Here is a 21,861-nt window from a genome sequence, read left to right as displayed (position 1 = left end):
CTCGCGGTAGTCGGGGCCGACGGCGCAGGCGCCGAGCAGCAGCGCGCCCAGCGCGGTGACCACTGTGCGCGCGGCGCGAGGTCGGATATTCGATGAACGTATCATGGCAATTCCTTCATCAATAGTTGGGGTCGGTCACTGCAGGCGACTGCGGACCATCACAGTCGCCATCGTCAGCGTCACCAGTGCGATCACCGCCAGCGGCCAGGTATTGGCGAGAATGTCCGAAGCCGGCATCGCCTTGAGGAACGTGCCTTCGACGATCACCAGAAAGTGGGTGAGCGGAATCGCCTGCGCCATCCACTGCAGCACCAGAGGCATGTTTTCCACCGGCGTGGCGAAGCCCGACATCAGCACCGCCGGCACGCCGATCGCGAAGGCCCCCAGGATGGCCTGCTGCTGCGTCGCGGAGACCGAGGAGATCATCAGGCCGATGCCCACCACCGAGAGGGTGAACAGCAGCAGGCTCGGCAGCAGCAGCCAGAACGAACCCTGGAAGGGGACGCCAAACAGGAACGTTGCTGCGGCGATCATCATCAATCCCAGCACGGCGCCGATGGCAAGTGCGGGCACGGTTTTGGCGACGATGATTTCCAGTGTGGTGGTTGGCGAGACCAGCAACTGGTCGAACGTGCCTAACTCGCGTTCGCGGGCGATGGACAGCGCCGTGATCATCAGCGCGCTGAAGAAAACCAGGATGCCCGACAGCGCCGGCACCACGAACCAGCGGTAGATCAGATTGGGATTGAACCAGTGGCGGACGACGACCGGGGATACGTTGCGCGTGTCCCTCCTGGCGGCGGCGGCGACGTCGGCGGCGATGACATTGAGGTAGCCGACCGTGATCTGGCCGGCGTTGCTGCGCCGGCCATCGACGATGACCTGTACGGTCGCGGTATCTCCGGCGGCAATGTCGCGTGAAAAGTCTGGCGGGAAAACGAGTGCGGCGATCACCTTGCGCCGATCGATCAGCCCGCGCAGCTCGTCGGGACTGTGCACGGTGCGCACTTCGCTGACGAAATCGGCCGCGCCGACGCGCGCCACCATTTCATACGACCAGTGGCCGGCATCGTGATTGTAGACGGCGATATCGGCGTTGCGGACTTCCAGCGTGGCGGCGAAGGTGAAGATCAACAACTGCATCAGCGGCGGCACGAACACGATCAGGCGGCTGCGGGGATCGCGCAGGATGCTGAGCATCTCCTTGACGATCTGCGCGCGTAGGCGGCCGCTCGCAAATTTCTTGATCAGGCTGCGCATCGCTCAGGACTCCAGATTCTTGCGTGTCTTGCGCTTGGCAATGACGAGGAAAAACACACCGATCGCGGCCATCGCCGCCAGGTTCGGCAGAAACACCGACCAGACGTCGCCGACCAGGAACACCGTCTGCAGCGAGGACACGAAGTAGCGCGCCGGTATCAGGTAGGTAATGGCCTGGATCGGCAGCGGCATCGCGTCGATCTCGAACAGGAAACCCGAGAGCAGGAAGGACGGCAGGAAGCCGGAGAACAGCGCGATCTGCGAGGCGAGGAACTGGTCCTTGGTAACTGCCGAGATCAGTAGGCCCTGGCCGAGCGCGGGAATCAGGAACACTGCCGACAGGGTCAGCAGCGCCAGCAGCGAACCGCGCAACGGCACGTCGAACACGAAGGTCGCGAGCGCCGCGGAAGCCAGTGTAGCGAGCATGCCAAGGATGAAATACGGCAGCAATTTGCCGATCAGGATCTCCACTACCGAAGCCGGGGTCGACAGGATTGCCTCCATCGTTCCGCGCTCCCACTCGCGCGCCACCACCAGCGCGGTGAGCATGGTGCCGATGATGGTCATCACGATCGCGATGGCGCCAGGCACCAGCGCACGGCGGCTTTCCAGTTCGGCGTTGAACCAGTAGCGCGGCTCCAGCATGATCGCCGCAGGCGGCGCGTCGGTGCTGCGGCCCGCCGCCCACGTCTGCACCACGCCCTGGGCGTAGTTGGCGACGAAATTGGCCGTGTTGGGCTGCGAACCATCGGTGATCACCTGCACCAGCGATTGCCGCACGGGAGACGCCAGTCGGCGTTCGAAATCCTGTGGAATCACGACAAAACCGCGCAGCTTGCCGGACACCACCTGGCCGGCGACCTCGCGGCGGTCGCGCGCGGGCGTGACTTTCAGGTAGCGGGTGCCCGCGAAGGCGGCGGCCAGCGACTGTGCGGAGGCGGCATCGGATTCCAGCACCACGCCGATGCGCACCTCGCGGACGTCCAGCGACACCGCATAGGCGAACAGGAACAGCAGCACCACGGGCAGCACAAAGGCGATCAGGATGGTGGACGGATCACGCATTGCCTGCAGGCTTTCCTTGCGGACCAGCGCCATCAGACGCCGCCAGTCGAATTTCTTGCTGGCATGCTCCCGGTTGGCGCCTTCCTGCGGCGTTGCGCCTGCGTCTGCGCTTGCACCGGTATCGGTATCGGTGGTGTCACTGTTCATGCTGCCGCCTTGGCATCTGTCTGCGCCTCGTCTTCCATATCCGCCGACTCGACCAGATGGATGAAGGCGTCCTCCATCGTCGGATCGGGATGCTTGTCGCTCCTGGAAGCGCGCTTGAGCGCGTCAGGTGTGTCGAGGTCGATCAGCTTCGCGCGGTACATCAGTGCCACGCGGTCGCAGTACTCGGCCTCGTCCATGAAATGGGTGGTGACCATCACCGTCACACCCTTGCGGGCCAGGCCGTTGATGTGGGTCCAGAACTCGCGCCGGGTGATCGGATCGACGCCGGAGGTCGGTTCGTCGAGAAACAGCACCGGCGGACGGTGCATCAGCGAACACGCCAGGGCCAGGCGCTGCTTGAAGCCCAACGGCAGCGAGTCTGGTGAGGTGGTGAGGTATTGCTTCAGGTCGAAGGTCTCGATCATCTCGTCGATGCGCTCGCGCTTGATGGCGCCCTCCAGCCCGTAGACGCCGGCAGAGAATTCCAGGTTCTGCTTCACCGTCAGCAATCCGTACAGGGAGAACTTCTGCGCCATGTAGCCGAGTTGACCCTTGGCTGCTCCGGTGGCGCGGCGCAGGTCGAGTCCGACCACGTGCGCCTCGCCTTCGGTCGGTTTCAGCAGCCCGCAGAGCATCTTGAAGGTCGTCGACTTGCCGGCGCCATTGGGCCCGAGCAGTCCGAAGATCTCGCCCCTGTGGACCTCGAAGCTGACGCTGTCGGTGGCAGTGAAATCACCGAAGCGTTTGGTCAGATCGCGACAGGACACCGCGATATCCGAATCGAGTTTGACCACGTCCATGCGCTCGGCCAGGGCCGAAGTGCCGCCGGGGCCGCCACCGAGCAGATCGATGAAGGCGTCCTCGAAGCGCGGTTGCACGGGTTCGATTTTCGCACCGACCTCCTCGGCCAGTGCATCGATCTCTCCGCGTCCGGCATCCTTGCGCAATACCACGCGCACTGCGTCGCCCTGGATCACGCCGTCGCCGACGGTGCCCAGATTCAGTGCCCGCGACAACACGGCGCGGCGCTCGTCGCCGACCCCGGTCAGGCGGAAGCTGCGCTCCTTGATGCGGTCAGTGAGCTCCTGCGGCGGGCCGTCAAACTCGAGCTTGCCTTCGTTGAGCAGCAGCACACTCTCACAGCGCTCGGCCTCGTCGAGGTAGGCCGTCGACCAGACCACTGCCATGCCCTCATCGGTGAGTTCCTGCACCATGCGCCACAGATCCTGGCGGCTGACTGGATCGACGCCGACGCTGGGCTCGTCCAGCAGCAGCACTTTGGGTTTCGCCATCAGCGCGCACGCCAGCCCGAGTTTCTGCTTCATGCCACCGGATAGCTTGCCGGCGAGGCGTTTGGTGAACGGGCCCAGCCGGGTGAAGTCGAGAAGGCTGGCGAAGGTGTCGGAGTGCTGATCGGCGTCCATGCCGCGCAGCTGGGCGTACAGACGCATGTTCTCCATCACCGACAGATCCTCGTAGAGGCCGAAGCGCTGCGGCATGTAGCCGCTGACGATGTGGATGGCGTCGTTGTCGTTGACTACGTCGAAGCCGGCCAGTGTGACGCTGCCGCCATTGGGCACGAGCAGCCCGGTCATGATCCGCATCAGCGTGGTCTTGCCGGCGCCGTCGGGTCCGACCAGGCCGGTAAGGCGGCCGTAGCAGATCTTGGCACTGAAGCCGCGCAAGGCCTGGACCTCGCCGAAGTGCTTGGCGACGCTATCGATAACGACGGCAACGGCGTCCTTGCCGCGCTCGCGTGGCGTGTCGCTGGCGGTGTGCCCACTCATCTCATTTCCCTTGAGCACGCTTATCGTCGGTCCGGGCGGTGTCGACATCGACCGTTACCGGCATACCCTGCCGCAGGCCCTGGTCAGCGTCGGCGACCACTACACGCAGCCGGTAGACTAGGTCGGTGCGCAAGTCGGTGGTCTCCACCGTCTTCGGGGTGAATTCCGCACGCGGCGAGATGAAGCCGATCTGGCCGTGATAGACCTTGTCGGAGGAATCACCGTGCACGCGTACCGCTGCGCCTGGAGCAAGGTGGCCAAGGTCCGGCCCGCTGACATAGGCGCGCACGTAGACCGGATCGCGCAGGCTCAAGGTGTATACGGGCGTGCTGCTCGTCACCATGCTGCCCGGTTCACGCACCCGTGCGATCACGATGCCGTTGCTGGGCGCCACAAGTTCAGTGTCCGCCAGCGCAATGCGCGCCTGTGCCAGGGCTGCCTCGGCCGCGGCTACCCCCGCCTCACCGGCGGCGATATCCTCGCTGCGGAATCCATCCTTGGCCAGCGACAATGCTGCCTCGGCTGATGCCAGGTCAGCCGAGGCCCGGTCATGCGCGGCACGTGCGGCATCGACGGTGCGTTGGCTGCTGGCACCCGATTCGAGCAGGGTGCTCTGGCGCCTGAAGTTGCGCTCGGCCTCGCGGGAGGCTGCCTGCGCCTGGCGCACGTGTTCCTGCGCCTGCGCAATCTCCTGGGGGCGGTTGCCGCTGCGCAGTTTGTCCAGTCCGGCCTGTGCTGCGTGCAGTTCCGCCTGCGCTGCGGCCAGCTTCTCGTGATACGGCGTGGCATCGAGTTGAGCCATTACTGCGCCAGCGGTAACGGCATCGCCCTCGTCGAGAGCCATGCTCGTCATGCGCCCGGGCTGGCGAAACGCAAGTTCCACTTCACGGATGTCCACGTTTCCATACAGGCGCAGCACATTGGGATTGTCGCGGTCATGCAACAGCCAGAACAGCAACAGGCCACCGACGGCGATCACGGCGACGGCGAGCGCTATCCAGCGAATCTTGCCAGTGAGGATGCTCGGAGTTTTCATCGTTGGGTTTCCGTTTGGGACGATTGCTCGACCTTGGTCGAGAAACGATCGAGGTCAAAAAGCCAGGTTGGACGAATGACGTGCACTTGTGTCAAGGTTCGTCGGCTCTTGCACTGATGGCGCGAATCCGTGGGCGTGAGGCGAGAGTCGATGGTCACAGCTGTCGATCTTCGGCCGGGGTGGGTCCGATCTTGTAGGTATAGCGAGCCTCCACCGTGCCGATGCCGAACAACGCCGGCGTGGCCGCTCGCGATTCCACTGTCACGACCGTCACAGCGACCGGAGCCAGCGGGCCGGATCGCAGGCCAACGTAGATGAAGAGCGCAATCAATGGGACTATGACGGCCACGAGTGCCAAAGTGCGGCCTAGCAGAGGCAGGTTTTTCATAGCGCGCTCCCGATACCACGCCGGTAGATGGCAAAGACCCTCGGCGCATCGCGGCGGATGCTGGCAACATCGCCGACCAGCAGCGATTGCATCACCAGCCCCTGAATGGTGCCGATGAAGAGGGTGGCGGCAGCCTCGGTATCGAGCGCGGCATCCAGCTCACCCTGCGCTTTGCCTTCCTCAATCAGCCGATGCAAACGCTCCCCATAGTGGCGGATGAGCGTCTGCACCATGCGCTTGGGTGCCGTCTCCCCCGCACGCTGCAATTCGCCGAACATCATCCGTGGCACCCCGGGATGCTCAGCCACGAAATCAATATGCGTCATAAAAATTGCCTCCAACGCGGCAATCGGGGACGCAACGTCCAGCGCGGCCTTGTCCACCCGCGAGAGCAGGCGTTCCGCCACCCACGCCATGACCGCTTGCAAGATGGCGTCCTTGGTGGGGAAGTGACGAAATAGCGCGCCTTGGGTCAGACCCATGCGCTTGGCAATGGCGGAGGTGGTGATGTCGTTGGGATTCTGTTCGGCAGCCAGTTCGACCACCGCCTCGACGGTAACGGCCCGCCGCTCATCTGCGGGTAGATGCTTTACATGGGTACTCATTGTTGTCACCTTCAAAAGGTAGTAATCTATTACTATCTTATCAGAATATGATGCCCGCGCAAGAGGGCAGCCCAACTCTAGTGAAGGAACAGCCATGAGCAACAGACCCGCCATTCCAAATGGCAAACATGAGTTGGGCGCTTACGGGATCAGCCGTTCCCACCAAACAGCTTCCGATGCGGAAATGTGCGGGTGTGACTTACCCAAAGGTGCATAGATGGAACTGCGACATCTACGCTGCTTTATCGCCGTTGCCGAAGAACTCCACTTCGCCAGAGCGGCAGAACGACTGCATATGGAGCAGTCGCCGCTATCACGAGCCATCAAGGAGCTGGAGTATCAGCTCGGTGTGCAATTATTTGAGCGCACTACACGCCGAACACAGCTGACTTGGGCAGGCAAGGTGATGCTGGATGAAGCCCACCGAATCTTTGTTGCCATCGAACAAGCCAAGGCCAGCGTAAAGGGCGCAGCCAGCGGTTACCGTGGCTGTCTACGCATCGCGTTGTCGGATGGCATTGCCCAATCCCGGTTGGCCACCTTGTTGGCGCAGTGCCGCGAGAAAGAGCCGGAAGTAGAAATACGCTTGTCCGAAACATCCCTGTCGCAACAGATAAAGGGCTTGCATAGCGACCTGTTCGACGCGGGGCTTGCGCAATCCGATGATGTAGGCGATGGCATCACAGCGGAACCCATCTGGAGTGATCCCCTGATGGTTTTAGTACCTGCACGCCATCCGATCTTGGAACATCGGCGCCTCCCTTTGGACGAGGTATTGCGCTATCCGCTGGTGCTATGCCACCCGGAAGCATGCGAAGGCTTCTGGCGCCAGGTCAAGCGGGTGCTGCGCACTGTGGATGCCAAGCTCATCGTGGCGGATCGTGCACCGACGCTGGACCTGATGATGACCTTGGTTGCGGCCGGATACGGACTTGGATTTGCCACTGAAGCGCAAATTGCAGGCTGCCGCAATCCCGATGTGATTGCCCGACCGCTGGCAGGTCGCTCGCCGATGGTGACCACCTACTTGCTGCGTCCGGATACCGAACCCTCTGAGCAGTTGAGCCGATTCATTGACAGGGTGAGTCCGGTTGAAGGCCAAGCACCGAATCCTGCCACCATTCAATGAGAGGTCATGTGATAAAAACACTCCCTGTGCTAATACTCACGGTAGCGCTGGCTGCCTGCGGCCCGCCCGCGCCGGCCGATACGGTTGAATCGCTAGTGGCCAACCCCGAGCGACTGAAGGAGTTGCGCAAGCAGTGCAAGGCTGACCGCGCCAAACTGGGTGATGCCCTGTGCAATGCGGTGGGCGAAGCCACGCGCAAGCGCTTCATAGGCGGCGGTACGCCTTACACCCCAGAGTCTGCACCCAAGAACTGAACGCCGCACGCAAATAGAGGGGCCGACACAAGCCTGCCGTTTGGATCTGTTCGCGCCGATTCCTCGCATCGGCAAAAAATCTCTCAGAAAATCGCCATACACGCCGCAACGCGTACTCGTTTGCAGCGATTTTCTCGTCTTCGCTCCTGCTGGAAGTCTTGTTTTTTCTCCCTGAATTGTCCCGATAACGGTCTTTGACCGGCACTGATCCAACACCGAACCTCACGTCTGCGGCACGTCTTTGTGCGCGCAACGCGCAGGATAAATTCGGAGGTCGGGATGCAAGGGACCAATGTGCTGTTCGGTCAGGTATTGACGGTGTTTGGCATCGTCATAGCCGGCGTATGGGGCGCCACGCAGTGGACTGCCGCCGCACTGGGCTATCAGCTACGCCTTGGCGCGCCCTGGTTCGATTTTCTCGGCACGCCGGTCTATCACCCATGGCGTCTGTTCGAGTGGTGGTTCGTCTTTGACGCCTATGCGCCGAAGGTCTTTGACATCGGCGGCGCCATTGCGGGCGGCAGCGGACTGGTGGCCGTCGTGGTCGCCATCGGCATGTCGATCTGGCGCTCCCGGCAATCGCGCCTGGTCACCACCTACGGGTCGGCACGCTGGGCCGACGCCAAGGAAATCCGCAAGGCCGGACTGACTGGTCCGGCCGGTGTTTTCCTCGGCCTGCACGACGACCAGTACCTGCGCCACGAAGGCCCGGAACACGTCCTGACTTTCGCGCCCACGCGCTCGGGCAAGGGCGTGGGCCTGGTGGTGCCGACCTTGTTGAGCTGGCCGGCCTCGGCCGTGATCCACGACATCAAGGGCGAGAACTGGAACATCACCGCCGGCTGGCGCTCGCGCTTCTCTCACTGCCTGCTGTTCAACCCCACCGATCCGAAGTCCGCAGCCTACAACCCGCTGCTGGAAGTTCGCCGCGGTGCACACGAAGTGCGCGACGTGCAGAACATCGCCGATATCCTGGTCGATCCCGAAGGCGCGCTGGAGAGGCGCAACCACTGGGAGAAGACTTCGCACGCGCTGCTGGTCGGCGCCATCCTGCATGTGCTCTATGCGGGCCGCGACAAGACGCTGCGTGGCGTTGCCAATTTCCTGTCCGACCCGGCGTGCCCCTTTGAGGTGACGCTGCACCGGATGATGACCACGCGGCATTTGGGTGAGAGCACCCATCCTGTTGTCGCATCGGCTGCCCGCGAGGTCTTGAACAAGAGCGACAACGAGCGTTCTGGCGTGCTCTCCACAGCCATGTCGTTCCTCGGTTTGTACCGTGATCCCACAGTGGCTGAAGTCACGTCGCGTTGCGATTGGCGCATTGCCGATCTGATCTCCGCCGAGCATCCAGTGTCGCTGTATCTCGTGGTGCCGCCTTCAGACATCAGCCGCACCAAACCGCTGATCCGGTTAATCCTCAACCAGATTGGTCGGCGGCTGACCGAATCGCTGGACGGTAGCGACGGCGTGGAGCGCAAGCACAAGCTTCTGCTGATGCTCGACGAGTTCCCGGCGCTGGGTCGGTTGGACTTCTTTGAATCCGCGCTCGCTTTCATGGCCGGCTACGGTCTGCGAGCTTTTTTGATTTCGCAATCGCTCAACCAGATCGACAAGGCCTACGGCCAGAACCATTCGATTCTGGACAACTGCCATGTGCGCGTGACCTTCGCCACCAACGACGAACGCACCGCCAAACGCATCTCCGAAACGCTGGGCACGGCCACCGAGCTGCGCGCGCAGCGCAACTACGCAGGACATCGATTGGCTCCGTGGCTCGGGCACCTGATGGTGTCGCGCCAGGAGACGGCGCGCCCGCTGCTGACGCCCGGTGAAGTCATGCAATTGCCGCCCGACGAATCAGTGGTGATGGTCTCGGGCCATGCGCCGATCAAGGCCAAGAAGCTGCGTTACTACACCGATGCCAATTTCAAACGGCGTGTGCTGCCGCCACCTGTGCTCGCACTGGGTGGATACGCCGATGTTCCCTCTGCACGCGGGGACGACTGGAGCGGTCTGGCAGTTCCCACTGTGCCATCCGCGTCCCCTGCACCTGCCGGCCTTGGTGAACACGCCGATGACGGCGGCCCACGCCAGCAGCCGGAGCTATCCGAGATGGCCACCTACAGCCCCGAACCAGAACAGCCGGCCAGCGACTTGTCGCTGCTCGATGACGACGATTTCCCGCTCCCTCTTCCATCCCAGCTCGACCCGCGCTTGCAGCGCACGGCACGGCTGGCCTCTCTCGACCCTGCCGACGGAATCCAGCTATGAGCCAAGCGCGCCTGAACCTCTTTATCCAACCCGACCACGCCAAGCGTCTGGACGAACTGGCCGCCAAGAAAGGCGTGTCCAAGTCGTCCATCGTCGCGGCGGCGCTGGCGTCCTGGCTGTCGCCAGACGCAGGCGACCAGCGCGAGGCGGCCACGGCCAAACGACTGGATCGGCTGTCGCGCCAGTTCGAGCGCCTGGAGCGCGACCAGAACATCCTGATCGAGACGCTGGCGCTGTATGTGCGCTACTACCTGACGGTCAGCACGCCGGTGCCGGAAGCCCATCAGGAGGCAGCGAAAGCCCAGGGCAAGGCGCGCTTCGAGCAGTTCATCGAACAGCTCGGCCGCCACATGCTGCGCGGGCGCAGCCTGGTCAAAGAGGTCTACGAGGAAATCCAACCCGACACCAAGCGCATGACGGAAGCGGCGGCGCAGGAGAACGGATCATGAGCGCCGTTCCGAAGCCGCTGCCTGAGTCTCCGCGCTCGTCTGCCGCCACATCGCTGGATCGGCGCATCCGCATGCTGCGCACAGCGATGGGGCCGCTGATCGCCGCCGCCTTGGAAGACCCGGATGTGGTGGAAATCATGCTCAACCCGGACGGCTCGCTGTGGCTGGACCGGCTGTCGTCTGGGCGCTCGCCAATGGGCGTCTCTTTGTCCGAGGCCGATGGCGAACGCATTATCCGCCTGGTCGCCGCCCACGTCGGCACGGAAGTGCATCGCGGCCAGCCGCTGCTGACCGCCGAGCTGCCCGAAACCGGCGAACGCTTCGAGGGCATCCTGCCACCCGCCGCGCCCGGGCCGGCCTTCGCGCTGCGCAAACGCGCGATCCGCATCATCTGCCTGGAGCACTACGTCAGCGACGGCATCCTGTCCGAGGAACAAGCCGAGTTCCTGCGCCGCGCCGTGCGCGAGCGGCTGAACATCCTGATCGCTGGCGGCACCAGCACCGGTAAGACCACGCTGGCCAACGCGCTGCTGGCCGAGATCGCCGCTACTGGCGACCGGGTGCTGGTGCTTGAAGACACTGTGGAGCTGCAATGCGTGGCGCGCGACCATGTATCGCTGCGCACGCGGGCAGGCGTGGTGTCAATGGCCGAACTGGTGCGCGCCACGATGCGCTTGCGCCCGGATCGCGTGGTCGTCGGCGAGGTACGCGGCGGCGAAGCACTGGACCTGATCAAGGTCTGGGGCACCGGACACCCCGGTGGCATCGCCACCATCCATGGCAGCTCCGCGCATGGCGCACTGCTGCGCCTGGAACAACTGATCCTCGAAGTGGCCTTGACCCCACCGCGCGCGCTGATCGCCGAGGCGGTGAATGTCGTGGTCTTCATTGCCGGGCGGGGCCGCGCCCGCCGCATCCAGAACATCGTCCGTGTCATTGGCTTCGACAGCCATGGGTACCAGCTCGACGACGCGCTCGCGCCGCCACTGCCAACGATTCCCTCAACCACCCCTGGAGAACTGCCATGACACATGCCGACGTTTCGACTCCCCGTATTTCTGTAAATCCGCATTTGCGGCTGGCGTTGCACGGTGCCATGCTCGCGGCCTTGATGCTGTGCTTCGCTACGGCGGCACGCGCGGCTGGCTCCAGCATGCCCTGGGAAGGGCCGCTGCAATCCATTCTCGAATCGATCCAGGGGCCGGTGGCCCGGATCGTGGCCGTCATCATCATCATTTCCACGGGGCTGGCGCTGGCCTTTGGTGACACCTCGGGCGGCTTTCGCAAGCTGATCCAGATCGTGTTCGGCCTGACCATCGCATTCGCTGCGTCCTCGTTCTTCCTGAGCTTCTTCAGCTTCTCCGGCGGCGCGGTGATCGCATGAGCGCCGCCCCCGACTTCGCCTCCGGTTTCGAGATTCCGCTGCACCGCTCGCTGACCGAACCGATCCTGCTGGGTGGTGCGCCGCGCACCGTGGCGATTGCCAACGGTACGTTGGCCGCTGCCGTGGGGCTGGGCCTGCAACTGTGGATTCCAGGGTTGGCGCTGTGGATCGTTGGCCACTCGCTGGCGGTCTGGGGTGCGCGGCTCGATCCGCAGTTCATGGCCGTGTTCGCCCGGCACATCAAGCACCGGCCACTGCTGGACGTGTGAGCCACACAAGGAGAACACGCCATGATGAATCTCGCCGAATACCGCAAGCGGCCCGCACTGCTGGCCGACTGGCTGCCCTGGGCCGGACTGGTCGCATCCGGTGTGGTGCTCAACAAGGATGGTTCGTTCCAGCGCACGGCGCGCTTTCGCGGGCCGGACCTGGACAGCGCCACGCAGGGCGAACTGATCGCCACGTCGGCGCGTTTGAACAACGCGCTGCGCCGGTTGGGGTCAGGCTGGGCCTTGTTCGTGGAAGCCGAGCGGCGCGCCGCCGCTGACTACCCGCACTCGGATTTCCCGGAGCCGCTGTCCTGGCTGGTGGACGAAGAGCGCCGGGCATCCTTCGAGGAAGACCACAGCCATTTTGAGAGCAGCTACCACCTGACGCTGGTGTACCTGCCAGCCGAGGAATCCCGCGCCCGTGCGGCCAAGCTGCTGTACGAGAACACGCCGCAGGGTGGCGTGGACTGGCGTGAGCGGCTGGCATCGTTCGTATCGGAGACGGACCGCTTCTTCGACCTGCTCGACGGCGTGATGCCAGAAATAGCCTGGTTGGATGACAGTCAGACGCTGACCTACCTGCATGCGACCGTCTCGATCCGCCGCTATCAGCTCGCTGTGCCGGAGCACCCGTTTCATCTCGATGCCTTGCTGGCCGATTGCGCGCTGGTCGGAGGTTTGGCCCCGATGCTGGGCGACCAGCACCTGCGTGTGGCCTCGGTACGCGGTTTCCCGACCTCGACTTGGCCGGGTCTGCTCGATGACCTCAACCGCCTGGGTTTTGCCTACCGCTGGTCCACACGCTTCCTGTGCATGGACAAATCGGAGGCCGAGAGGGAACTGACACGTCTGCGCCGCCAGTGGTTCTCCAAGCGCAAGAACGTCGTGGCCCTGTTGCGCGAGACCATCTTCCAGCAGGAAAGCCCGCTGGTGGATACCGATGCCTCGAACAAGGCGGCGGATGCCGATGCCGCGTTGCAGGAACTGGGGAGCGATCAAGTCGCCTTCGGTTATGTCACCGCGACCGTGACGGTGCTTGACCCGGATGCCGGCGCGGCCGACGAGAAGCTGCGAAGGGTCGAACGGGTGATTCAAGGCCGGGGCTTTGTGACTATCCCGGAGACCTTGAACGCGGTCGATGCCTGGCTGTCTTCGATTCCCGGAAACGCCTACGCCAACGTCCGCCAACCCATCATCTCGACGCTCAACCTCGCGCACCTGATGCCGGTGTCGGCGGTATGGGCGGGGCAGGAGCGCAATGCCCACCTCGACGGCCCGCCGCTGATCGTGACACGCACCGATGGCGCGACGCCGTTCCGGCTGGTCACGCATATCGGCGATGTGGGCAACACCCTGGTGGTGGGGCCGATCGGCATGGGCAAGTCGGTGCTGCTGGCCACCTTGGCGCTGCAGTTCCGGCGCTATCCCGGCTCGCGCATCCTGGCTTTTGACATGGGACGCTCGATCCGGGCCACGGTGCTGGGCCTGGGCGGTGAGCACTATGACCTGGGCGCCGATGGCGGCGCAGCCGGGACGATTGCCTTCCAGCCGCTGGCGCGCATCGACCAGGACGGCTACCGGGCGTGGGCATCGGAGTGGATCGAAGGCCGATTGCTGCAGGAAGGCGTGGCGGTCGGACCTACCGAGAAGGATGCGGTGTGGTCCGCGCTGAACAGCCTGGCCAGCGCGCCGGTGGAGCAGCGCACGATGACCGGCCTCTCCGTGCTGCTGCAATCGAACGCCTTGCGCCAGGCCTTGCAGCCGTATGTGCTGGGCGGCGCACACGGCAAGCTGCTCGATGCCGACCATGATCGACTAGGCTCTGCCGACGTGCAGGGCTTCGAGATGGAAGACCTGATGCACAGCAAGGCCGCGACGATGGCCGTGCTGTCTTATCTGTTCGCGCGCTTCGACGAACGCTTTGACGGCGCACCGACGCTGTTGATCCTCGACGAGGCCTGGCTGTTCCTCGACGACCCGGTGTTCGCTGCCCGCATCCGCCAGTGGTTGAAGACCCTACGCAAGAAGAACGTCAGCGTCATCTTCGCCACGCAGTCGCTGGCAGACATCAAGGATTCGAGCATTGCCCCGGCCATCGTGGAGAGCTGCGCGAGCCGCATTTTCCTGCCAAATCCACAGGCGACGGAACCGCAGATCAGGGTGATCTACGAAAGCTTTGGCCTCAATGCACGGCAGATCACCCTGATCGCCGAGGCCATCCCGAAACGCGACTACTACTACCAGTCACGTCTGGGCAATCGCTTGTTCGATCTCGACTTGGGGCCGGTCACCCTGGCCTTTGCCGGTGCCTCGACACCGCAGGATCAGCGCGATATTGACAAAATTTGCGACAAGGTGGGCGATGCGTTGTCGTCATCCATTGCGCCCACCGGCGCTTCCTCCGACTTCGCAGCCGCATGGCTGCGCCGTCGCGGCCTCGACTGGGCCGCCGACCTTATCCCGTCCTTTCCATCCATTTCACAGGAGAACACACCATGAAAAAGACCTTGCTTGCCATCGCTACCGCCGCATTATTGGGCGCTTTGCCTGCCGCGCATGCGCAGTGGGTTGTGATCGACCCCAGCAATCTCGCACAGAACATCATGACCGCCGCGCGCACGCTGGAACAGATCAACAACCAGATCAGGCAACTGCAAAACGAGGCACAGAGCCTGCGCAATGACGCCATGAACCTGACCGGACTCGACTTCAGCGCACTGGCCGAACTGCGCGCCGCGCTGTCGGCCTCGAACCAGTTGATCCAGCAGGCACAGGGGCTGGCCTTCAACGTGTCGCAGATGGACAGCGAGTTCCGACGTTTGTACCCGGAGTCGTACACGGCGGCGACCAGTGGCACGCAGATGGCGCTCGATGCGCGTGGCCGCTGGCGCAATTCGCTCGAAGCATTGCGCACGGCCACCAAGGTGCAGGCGCAGGCGGTGCAGAACTTCACATCCGACGAGCAGACGTTGACTGACCTGGTGAACCGCAGCCAGTCGGCGGTGGGTGCCCTACAAGCCACGCAGGCAACCAACCAGCTGCTGGCACTGCAGGCGCGTCAGGCGATCCAGGGGCAGCAGTTGCAGATCACGCAGGATCGCGCGTCAGCGTTGGAGTTGGCACGCCAGGCGGCGGCCAACGAGCGCGCCCGCGAGGTGCGGCGGCGTTTCCTGGGCGACGGCACGCCGTACACGCCGCAGGCCGTGGATTTCTACAGCCACTGAGGGCGGGGCCATGAACGACGTTTCCGTCATCGACCACTTCCTGCAGGTCTTCTCCCACTACATCGACTCGGGCTTCGGCCTGGTGCACGGCGAAGTGGCCTATCTGACCGCGACGCTGGTGGCGATCGACATGACGCTGGCTGGCCTGTTCTGGGCCATGAGCCATGCCAGCGGTGGCGGCGACGACATCATGGGCAAGCTGATCAAGAAGGTGCTGTACGTGGGTGCCTTCGCCTACATCATCGGCAACTTCAATCTACTGGCCGGCATCGTGTTCCGGTCATTCGCGGGGCTGGGGCTTGTGGCATCGGGCTCAACCATCACGCAGGCCGAGTTCCTGCAGCCGGGGCGACTGGCCAAGGTGGGCATTGATGCCGCCGCGCCAATCCTGGTGCAGATCGGCGACATGGCGGGATTTCCCGAGGTGTTCGTGAACCTCGATGCCATCGTCGTCATGTTTCTGGCCTGGCTGGTGGTGATCGCCAGCTTCTTCGTGCTGGCGGTGCAGCTCTTCGTCACGCTGATCGAATTCAAGCTGACCACGCTTGCCGGTTTCGTACTGGTGCCGTTCGCGCTGTGGAACAAGACGGCCTTTCTCGCGGAAAAGGTGCTTGGCAACGTGGTGTCGTCGGGCATCAAGGTGCTGGTGCTGGCGGTGATCGTCGGCATTGGCACAGGCCTGTTTGCCGAGTTTCAGACGACGCCGGGTGAGCCCTCCATCGACCACGCGCTGGTGGTGATGTTGGCCTCGCTGTCGCTGCTGGCGCTGGGCATCTTCGGGCCGGGCATCGCCACGGGGCTGGTGTCCGGTGCGCCGCAGTTGGGTGCGGGTGCAGTTGCTGGCACGGCCCTGGGTGTGGCCGGTGCGGCGGTTGCCGTGGGCGTTGCGGCCACCGGCGTTGGTGGCGCCGTGGCAGCGGGTGCGCGCATGGCGCCTGCCGCCGCCAAGATGGCCGCGAGCGGCACGAGTTCGATGGCCTCGACGATGGCTTCCACGGCGAGCAGCGCGAAGTCCGCCTTCCAGGCGGGTTCTGCGGGTGCTGGAGGCGGCTTCAAGGGCGCAGCGGCCGGCCTGAGTAACGTCGCCAAGACAGGTGCGCAGTCCGTTGGCCAAAAGGTGGCCGCTGGTGCCCAGTCGATGAAGGACCGGGCTGCGGCGGCCTTCAGGCCGGATGCCCCGACATCCGGGGGCGGGGCCAGCGGCACTGCCAGTAACAGCAGCAGCCCGGCCGCCCAGGGCGGCGCTGACGCGGCCCCAACCAACACGGAACAACCCGCGTGGGCCAAGCGCCTGCATCGCAAGCAACAGCTTTCGCACGCCGCCACAACTGTCGCCCACACGCTGCGCGGTGGCGACGGCGGCGGCTCGGGCAGTGCACTCAGCTTACGCGATCCCTCGGATTCATAAGGAGAACATCTCATGCGATTCAAACGACCTTTGGTGCGCTACGCGGAAACGCCACAGCCTGCCACTCCGTACCAATCCGCCGAACAGGTGTGGGACGAGCGTATCGGCTCGGCCCGCGTGCAGGCGAAAAACTGGCGGCTGATGGCCTTTGGCTGTCTGGTGCTGGCCTTGCTGATGGCGGGCGGCCTGGTCTGGCGCTCGGCACAGTCCATCGTCACGCCCTATGTGGTGGAGGTGGACAACGGCGGGCAGGTGCGCGCCGTGGGCGAAGCGGCCACGCCGTACAAACCCAACGATGCGCAGACGGCGCACCACCTGGCGCGCTACATCACGCTGGTGCGCTCGCTGTCCATCGACCCCATCGTCGTGCGGCAGAACTGGCTCGATGCCTATGACTACACGACCGACCGCGGCGCTGCCGCGCTCAACGACTACGCGCGCACCAACGATCCGTTTGCGCGTGTCGGCAAGGAGTCGGTGACGGTGCAGGTCAACAGCGTCGTGCGCGCCAGCGATGCGTCGTTCCAGGTGCGCTGGACGGAACGCCGCTACGTCAATGGCGCGGCGGCCGGGCTGGAGCGCTGGACCGCCGTGCTTTCCATCGTCCTGCAGCCGCCGCGCACCGAAGAGAAGCTGCGCCGCAATCCGCTGGGCATCTACGTCAATGGACTGTCGTGGAGCCGTGAACTCGATTCTTCAGAAGGAACCAAGCCATGAAACCATCTTTACGCATTTACGTTTTTGTATCTGTACTGGTGACCGCATCCATCGCGATCACTGGCTGTGCCACGCAGGGCAAGCCGCCACCCGTCATCACGCTGGATGAACCGGTGCAGGCGCAGGCCTTGCCCGAATTGCCCAAACCAGTGGAGGTGGTGGCGGTTTCACAACCCTTGCCGCTGCCCGAGCAGTTGAAAGCGTTGCCGGATGAGGTGTCGGCAAAACCAGTCCCTGAGCCTGCCGACGAGAAGCTGCGCGTTTCCCGCGCCAATCTGGAAGCGCGCATGGCACCAACCCGCGAGGGCTACATTAATGCGATCCAGGTCTGGCCCTTCACCGATGGTGCGCTGTACCAGATCTATGCCAGTCCGGGCCGGGTGACGGTGATCTCGCTGCAGCCGGGCGAGGAACTGGTGACGGTGGCCGCCGGCGATACCGTGCGCTGGATCGTGGGCGACACCTCCAGCGGTGCTGGCGCAGACCTGCGCGTGAGCGTGCTGGTCAAGCCGACACGCAGCGGCATCAAGACCAACCTGGTCGTGACCACGAGTCGGCGCACCTACCTAGTCGAGTTGACCTCGACACCACAGACGTGGATGGCATCGGTGTCCTGGGACTATCCGAAGGATCGCATGCTGGCCTTGCAGCGCCAGGCTCAGGCGGCTCAGGTTAGCGCGCCGGTGGATGCGGGCCTGTCGCTGGAGAAGATTCGCTTCCGCTATGCGATCAGCGGCAGCAATCCGCCATGGAAGCCGCTACGCGCCTTCGACGACGGCGAGAAGGTCTATATCCAGTTCCCTAGTCGTATCGCGCAAGGCGAATTGCCGCCGTTGTTCGTCATCGGCGCGCAGGGTGACGGGCAACTCGTGAATTACCGCTTCCGCTCGCCGTACTACATCGTGGATCGGCTGTTTGGCGCGGCTGAGTTGCGCCTGGGTGCAGACAAGGGCGATGTGGTGCGCATTGAGCGTACCGATGGCATCGCGGGTAGCACGCGGAGGAACTGAATATGAGCAAGGACAATGCCCCTGATATGCCTGTGCCAAACGTACCGCACACGGCCCCGAAAGTGCCCCCCGAGAACGTGACATTGCGTGCCCAGCCGCGTCCGGTGACCCGCTTGAACAGGCGCATGCTGGCCGCACTCGTCGGCGGGCTGGCCGTCGCCGTGCTCGGTGCGACCTTCTGGTCGCTGCAATCAAAGCAGCGCCGTGGCGGCGCGGAACAGACTGAGCTGTACAACGTCGATCGCGTGGCGCGCTCCGAAGGGCTGGCCCAATTGCCGACGGACTATTCCAAACTGCCGCCTAAGCTGCCAGTTGAGGTGCCGCAGCTCGGTGCGCCGCTGCCGGGCGACTTGGGTGGCCCCGTGCTCAAGGCTGAGCAGAGGGCGCAGGGCTACGGCCAGCAGCAACCTGGACACGATGCGGCGGAAGCCGAGCGACTGGCGCGCTTGAAGGAGGTTGAAGCGGCGGTGGGGTCGTCGGTGTTCTTCCGTTCGAGCGGTCAGCGAGCTGCCGCTGCTACTCCCACTGCCACGCCAGCGCAGGTCGCACTCGCTGAAGGCTTGAACGCGAATGCGGCTTTTGACCCTCTGGCTGCGGGGCCGGCTTCGACGGCGGCTCAACCCGCCGATCCGACGACAGTGCAGAACCGGCAGGATCAGAAGGAGGCGTTTCTGTCCAAAGCCGGTTCTACGCAAACCCGTAATTCCGGAAATCTACAAATGCCAGCGTCGCCGTACCAGGTGATGGCCGGCACGGTGATTGCGGCGGCCTTGGTGACGGGCATCAAGTCTGATCTGCCGGGGGACGTGATCGCCACGGTGACGGAGCCGATCTATGACACAGCTACCGGCAAGTTTTTGCTAATCCCGCAGGGGGCGCGGCTGATGGGCAAGTACAGCAGCCAGGTCAGCTACGGGCAAAGCCGCGTACAGGTGGTCTGGAATCGGGTGATCCTGCCGGACACGTCGTCGTTCCAGCTCGACAATCTGGTGGGTTCCGACCCGGCTGGCTACGCGGGCCTGGAGGATGGTGTCGATTGGCATTGGGATCGCGTCTTCGCAGGGGCTGCGTTGACCACGCTGCTGGGTGTCGGTGCCGAGCTGGCCGCGCCGGAGAACCGCAATAGCGGTGATCGAGTGGTGATCGCCGGGCGCGACAGCCTGAAGGATTCGGTGAACCAGGTGGGTCAGGAGATGACTCGCCGCAACATAAACATCCAGCCGACGCTGACCGAGCGCCCCGGTTTGTCGGTGCGAATCATCGTGAACCGAGATCTGGTGCTGCGGCCGTATCAGCCAATGTTCTTCAACATAAAGACATCGCGATGAGTGCGAACAAGCTGCGACTCGGGCCGCTGCCAAGGCAGGAGGTCACGAAGCTGACCTTTGCTTGCCCCGTCAGTCTCAAGGTTGACCTCGACCGCTACGCGGCGTTGCATGCACAGGCCTATGGCGAGGCGGTCGATGCGGCGACACTGATTCCGCACATGCTGGAAGCGTTCATGGCGCGGGATCGGGGGTTCAGGAAGACGTCGGCGAATGGTGCGCCGGTAGCGCTGACGAAACCCGCGTCGCACCCTTAGGCGATCAGACGACCGGCTTACGCCCATACACGCCTGAGCGAGTTTTCAATAGATATCGGAAAGGCCAATATGACGACATTGCACTTACACAATGGACGCTGCGTCTCAAGCGGTGGCGGCCACACTGATGATGGAGCCAATCATGGGCCGCATAGATCAAATGATGCCAACCGGAAACTCAAACAACAATGACAATGACAATCTGCCTCAAGGCCGCAGCTTGTCGCAACTCGTCGTGGCAAATCCCTTGCCATTCCGACGCACGATCCGTCGAACCGAACTGCGCCAAATCGTGCCATTGGCAGACACCACGATTTACGACATGGAACGCCGAGGGGAATTTCCCCGACGGTTTAACCTGACCGCCCGGTGTGTGGTGTGGGATTTGACGGAAGTGGAAACCTGGCTGGTAGCACGACGACAGGCCTCTGACACATCGCAATTGAAGCGAGCTCCCTCACCTGACGTGCGTCAGCGCAAGCGTCGTCCGGTCAAATCAGCGCCCGTGTTGTGATGAGCTTCATCGATGGTGGCAGCAGTGTCGGCGTGTGCGACTCACCTGCCACCCAGGCGTCAATCATGTTGGCCCACTCTTGCAGCATGTGACGGCGCTGCTCCGCATATTCGGCCTTGTTGTAGACCCCGCGTGACGAGCGGCCATCTTCGTGGGCTAGGCACTTCTCGATCCAGTCGCTGTTGAAGCCCAGCTCGTTGAGGATGGTCGAACCGGTGCGGCGCAGGTCATGCACCGAGAAACTTTCGATTGGCAGACCCTTCGCTTTCGACCGTTCCACGACTATCTGCGCGACACGGTTCAGCGTGGCGTTCGACATGCACTTGTCGCCGTCATAGCGCGAAGGCAGCAGGTATTTGGAGCCACCGGCGCAGGTGCGCAGTGCGATCATGATGTCGAGCGCCTGCTGCGACAGGTAGATGTTGTGGGCCTTGGCGGCCTTCATGCGGGCTTTAGGGATAGTCCACAGTGCATTCTCGAAGTCGATCTCATCCCATGTCGCGTGGATGAGTTCGCCTTTGCGCACCAGCGTGAGCAAGATCAGCCGCAGTCCCAGTTTGATGGTCGGGTACGAAGCGACGTACTCCAACTGCTTGAGCATGATGCGTATCTCGGACGGCGACAGCGCTCGATCCCGTGGCACGAAAGTGGCGATCGACGATGGCCCAACGTCGTCGGCAGGGTTGGCCACCTTCTCGCCGTGCAGGATGGCAAAATCGTAGATTTGCTTGATGATGTCGCGGACATGGATTGCCGTTGCTGGCGCTCCCCTGCTCTTCACCTTGTTGCACAGATTGCGCAGGTCGTCAGGGCTGATCTCACTCAGCAGGCGACTCTTGAACACAGGCAGAATGTCCCGGTCAAGAATGCTCTTGCGCATCGACCGCGTGCTGTCGGCCATCCGGGCACCCTCGTACCACTCGTCGGTAAATTCCTGGAAGGTTTTGGCTTCCGACAGGCGCCGTTTCTCTCGCTGCTTTTCCTGCGCCGGGGACTGTCCTTCCGAAACTGTCCGCTTCGCGTCGATGCACTTTTCGCGTGCACGGGCCAGCGACAGACCGCCTGGCCCATAGCGGCCAATCGTCAGCGTCTCGCGCCTGCTATTGATCCGGTAGTCATAACGGAACGTGACGGTACCCGCCGTCGAGACCGTGACATACATGCCGTCCCTGTCCGTCACCTTGTAGGGCGCGTCCTTGGGCTTGAGGTTCTTCAGTGTGGTATCGGTCAGCATTGGTGCGTCCTCCTGAGAACGGTAATTTTACCGTCAACGGCTCGAAAGACACAGAATGCTCTGAAACCCGCATGAATACTAGCTTTTTCTATTATTTTTTACCGTCAGTGCGGAAAGCAGTCAGA

General features: G+C 63.4%; 21 protein-coding genes and 1 pseudogene. 15 read left to right on the top strand and 7 right to left on the bottom strand.

Annotated features, from left to right (window positions below):
• Positions 1-135: 135 nt before the first annotated feature.
• From GZ093_RS03595 to GZ093_RS03570, 6 genes and pseudogenes are all read right to left on the bottom strand, one after another.
• A complete protein-coding gene (locus tag GZ093_RS03595) occupies positions 136-1,260 on the bottom strand; it encodes an ABC transporter permease (protein WP_296482220.1) in 1,125 nt (374 codons plus the stop codon).
• A gap of 3 nt (positions 1,261-1,263) precedes the next feature.
• A complete protein-coding gene (locus tag GZ093_RS03590) occupies positions 1,264-2,358 on the bottom strand; it encodes an ABC transporter permease (protein WP_363260122.1) in 1,095 nt (364 codons plus the stop codon).
• 110 nt (positions 2,359-2,468) lie between these two features.
• Positions 2,469-4,259 (bottom strand): ATP-binding cassette domain-containing protein, encoded by a 1,791-nt coding sequence (locus GZ093_RS03585; protein ID WP_296482215.1) that lies wholly within the window; start codon positions 4,257-4,259, stop codon positions 2,469-2,471.
• A 1-nt stretch (position 4,260) separates the two neighbouring features.
• The gene (hlyD, locus tag GZ093_RS03580; RefSeq protein ID WP_296482212.1) at positions 4,261-5,295 is read right to left on the bottom strand and encodes a secretion protein HlyD; all 1,035 of its coding nucleotides are present in this window, start codon (positions 5,293-5,295) and stop codon (positions 4,261-4,263) included.
• Positions 5,296-5,473: 178 nt separating this feature from the next.
• Positions 5,474-5,683 (bottom strand): annotated as a pseudogene (locus GZ093_RS03575) (efflux transporter periplasmic adaptor subunit); the annotation flags it as partial.
• Positions 5,680-6,288, bottom strand: coding sequence for a TetR/AcrR family transcriptional regulator (locus GZ093_RS03570; RefSeq protein WP_296482208.1), 609 nt, complete (start codon positions 6,286-6,288; stop codon positions 5,680-5,682). The gene GZ093_RS03570 and the pseudogene GZ093_RS03575, both read right to left, overlap by 4 nt.
• 217 nt (positions 6,289-6,505) lie before the next feature.
• Between GZ093_RS03570 and GZ093_RS03565 the strand changes: the two genes are divergently transcribed.
• The 15 genes from GZ093_RS03565 to GZ093_RS03495 all read left to right on the top strand — a co-directional run bounded on the left by GZ093_RS03565 (position 6,506) and on the right by GZ093_RS03495 (position 20,502).
• Positions 6,506-7,417, top strand: a complete 912-nt coding sequence (locus GZ093_RS03565; protein WP_296482206.1) for a LysR family transcriptional regulator — start codon at positions 6,506-6,508, stop codon at positions 7,415-7,417.
• A gap of 8 nt (positions 7,418-7,425) precedes the next feature.
• On the top strand, positions 7,426-7,671 hold the full coding sequence (locus tag GZ093_RS03560; protein WP_363260119.1) for an EexN family lipoprotein: 246 nt from the start codon (positions 7,426-7,428) through the stop codon (positions 7,669-7,671).
• A 279-nt stretch (positions 7,672-7,950) separates the two neighbouring features.
• Positions 7,951-9,945, top strand: a complete 1,995-nt coding sequence (locus GZ093_RS03555; RefSeq protein ID WP_296482204.1) for a conjugal transfer protein TraG — start codon at positions 7,951-7,953, stop codon at positions 9,943-9,945.
• Positions 9,942-10,394 carry a CopG family transcriptional regulator gene (locus tag GZ093_RS03550; protein ID WP_296482201.1) on the top strand — a complete coding sequence of 151 codons (453 nt, stop codon included), beginning with the start codon at positions 9,942-9,944 and terminating at the stop codon, positions 10,392-10,394. Before GZ093_RS03555 ends, GZ093_RS03550 begins: the two co-directional genes overlap by 4 nt.
• Positions 10,391-11,422, top strand: a complete 1,032-nt coding sequence (trbB, locus tag GZ093_RS03545; RefSeq protein WP_296482198.1) for a P-type conjugative transfer ATPase TrbB — start codon at positions 10,391-10,393, stop codon at positions 11,420-11,422. Before GZ093_RS03550 ends, trbB begins: the two co-directional genes overlap by 4 nt.
• Positions 11,419-11,778, top strand: coding sequence for a TrbC/VirB2 family protein (locus GZ093_RS03540; protein ID WP_296482193.1), 360 nt, complete (start codon positions 11,419-11,421; stop codon positions 11,776-11,778). Before trbB ends, GZ093_RS03540 begins: the two co-directional genes overlap by 4 nt.
• On the top strand, positions 11,775-12,047 hold the full coding sequence (locus GZ093_RS03535) for a VirB3 family type IV secretion system protein (RefSeq protein ID WP_296482190.1): 273 nt from the start codon (positions 11,775-11,777) through the stop codon (positions 12,045-12,047). Before GZ093_RS03540 ends, GZ093_RS03535 begins: the two co-directional genes overlap by 4 nt.
• A gap of 21 nt (positions 12,048-12,068) precedes the next feature.
• Positions 12,069-14,546, top strand: coding sequence for a conjugal transfer protein TrbE (gene trbE, locus GZ093_RS03530; RefSeq protein ID WP_296482188.1), 2,478 nt, complete (start codon positions 12,069-12,071; stop codon positions 14,544-14,546).
• The gene (trbJ, locus tag GZ093_RS03525) at positions 14,543-15,271 is read left to right on the top strand and encodes a P-type conjugative transfer protein TrbJ (protein WP_296482185.1); all 729 of its coding nucleotides are present in this window, start codon (positions 14,543-14,545) and stop codon (positions 15,269-15,271) included. The genes trbE and trbJ overlap by 4 nt, the downstream gene beginning before the upstream one ends.
• A 10-nt stretch (positions 15,272-15,281) precedes the next feature.
• A complete protein-coding gene (gene trbL / locus GZ093_RS03520) occupies positions 15,282-16,679 on the top strand; it encodes a P-type conjugative transfer protein TrbL (RefSeq protein WP_296482182.1) in 1,398 nt (465 codons plus the stop codon).
• 12 nt (positions 16,680-16,691) lie between these two features.
• Positions 16,692-17,396 (top strand): conjugal transfer protein TrbF, encoded by a 705-nt coding sequence (gene trbF / locus GZ093_RS03515; protein ID WP_296482178.1) that lies wholly within the window; start codon positions 16,692-16,694, stop codon positions 17,394-17,396.
• Positions 17,393-18,406 carry a P-type conjugative transfer protein TrbG gene (gene trbG / locus GZ093_RS03510; RefSeq protein ID WP_296482173.1) on the top strand — a complete coding sequence of 338 codons (1,014 nt, stop codon included), beginning with the start codon at positions 17,393-17,395 and terminating at the stop codon, positions 18,404-18,406. Before trbF ends, trbG begins: the two co-directional genes overlap by 4 nt.
• A 2-nt stretch (positions 18,407-18,408) precedes the next feature.
• Positions 18,409-19,734 carry a TrbI/VirB10 family protein gene (locus GZ093_RS03505; RefSeq protein ID WP_296482170.1) on the top strand — a complete coding sequence of 442 codons (1,326 nt, stop codon included), beginning with the start codon at positions 18,409-18,411 and terminating at the stop codon, positions 19,732-19,734.
• Positions 19,731-19,988: a DUF2274 domain-containing protein gene (locus GZ093_RS03500; RefSeq protein ID WP_296482169.1), complete on the top strand. Its 258-nt coding sequence runs from the start codon at positions 19,731-19,733 to the stop codon at positions 19,986-19,988. The genes GZ093_RS03505 and GZ093_RS03500 overlap by 4 nt, the downstream gene beginning before the upstream one ends.
• Before the next feature lie 142 nt (positions 19,989-20,130).
• Entirely contained in the window at positions 20,131-20,502 is a 372-nt protein-coding gene (locus tag GZ093_RS03495; protein ID WP_363260113.1) for an AlpA family phage regulatory protein, read from the top strand.
• On the opposite strand, the gene GZ093_RS03490 is transcribed toward GZ093_RS03495, so the two are convergent.
• Positions 20,480-21,736 carry a tyrosine-type recombinase/integrase gene (locus GZ093_RS03490; RefSeq protein ID WP_296482166.1) on the bottom strand — a complete coding sequence of 419 codons (1,257 nt, stop codon included), beginning with the start codon at positions 21,734-21,736 and terminating at the stop codon, positions 20,480-20,482. The two genes, GZ093_RS03495 and GZ093_RS03490, sit on opposite strands and share 23 nt — an antisense overlap.
• Positions 21,737-21,861: the final 125 nt, after the last annotated feature.

Origin of the sequence: Rhodoferax sp., assembly GCF_010365055.1 — a bacterium.
In the GTDB taxonomy this organism is placed as follows: domain Bacteria; phylum Pseudomonadota; class Gammaproteobacteria; order Burkholderiales; family Burkholderiaceae_C; genus Rhodoferax.
Note: the sequence above shows the minus strand (reverse complement) of the source record. Positions and strands in the feature narration are given on the sequence as shown.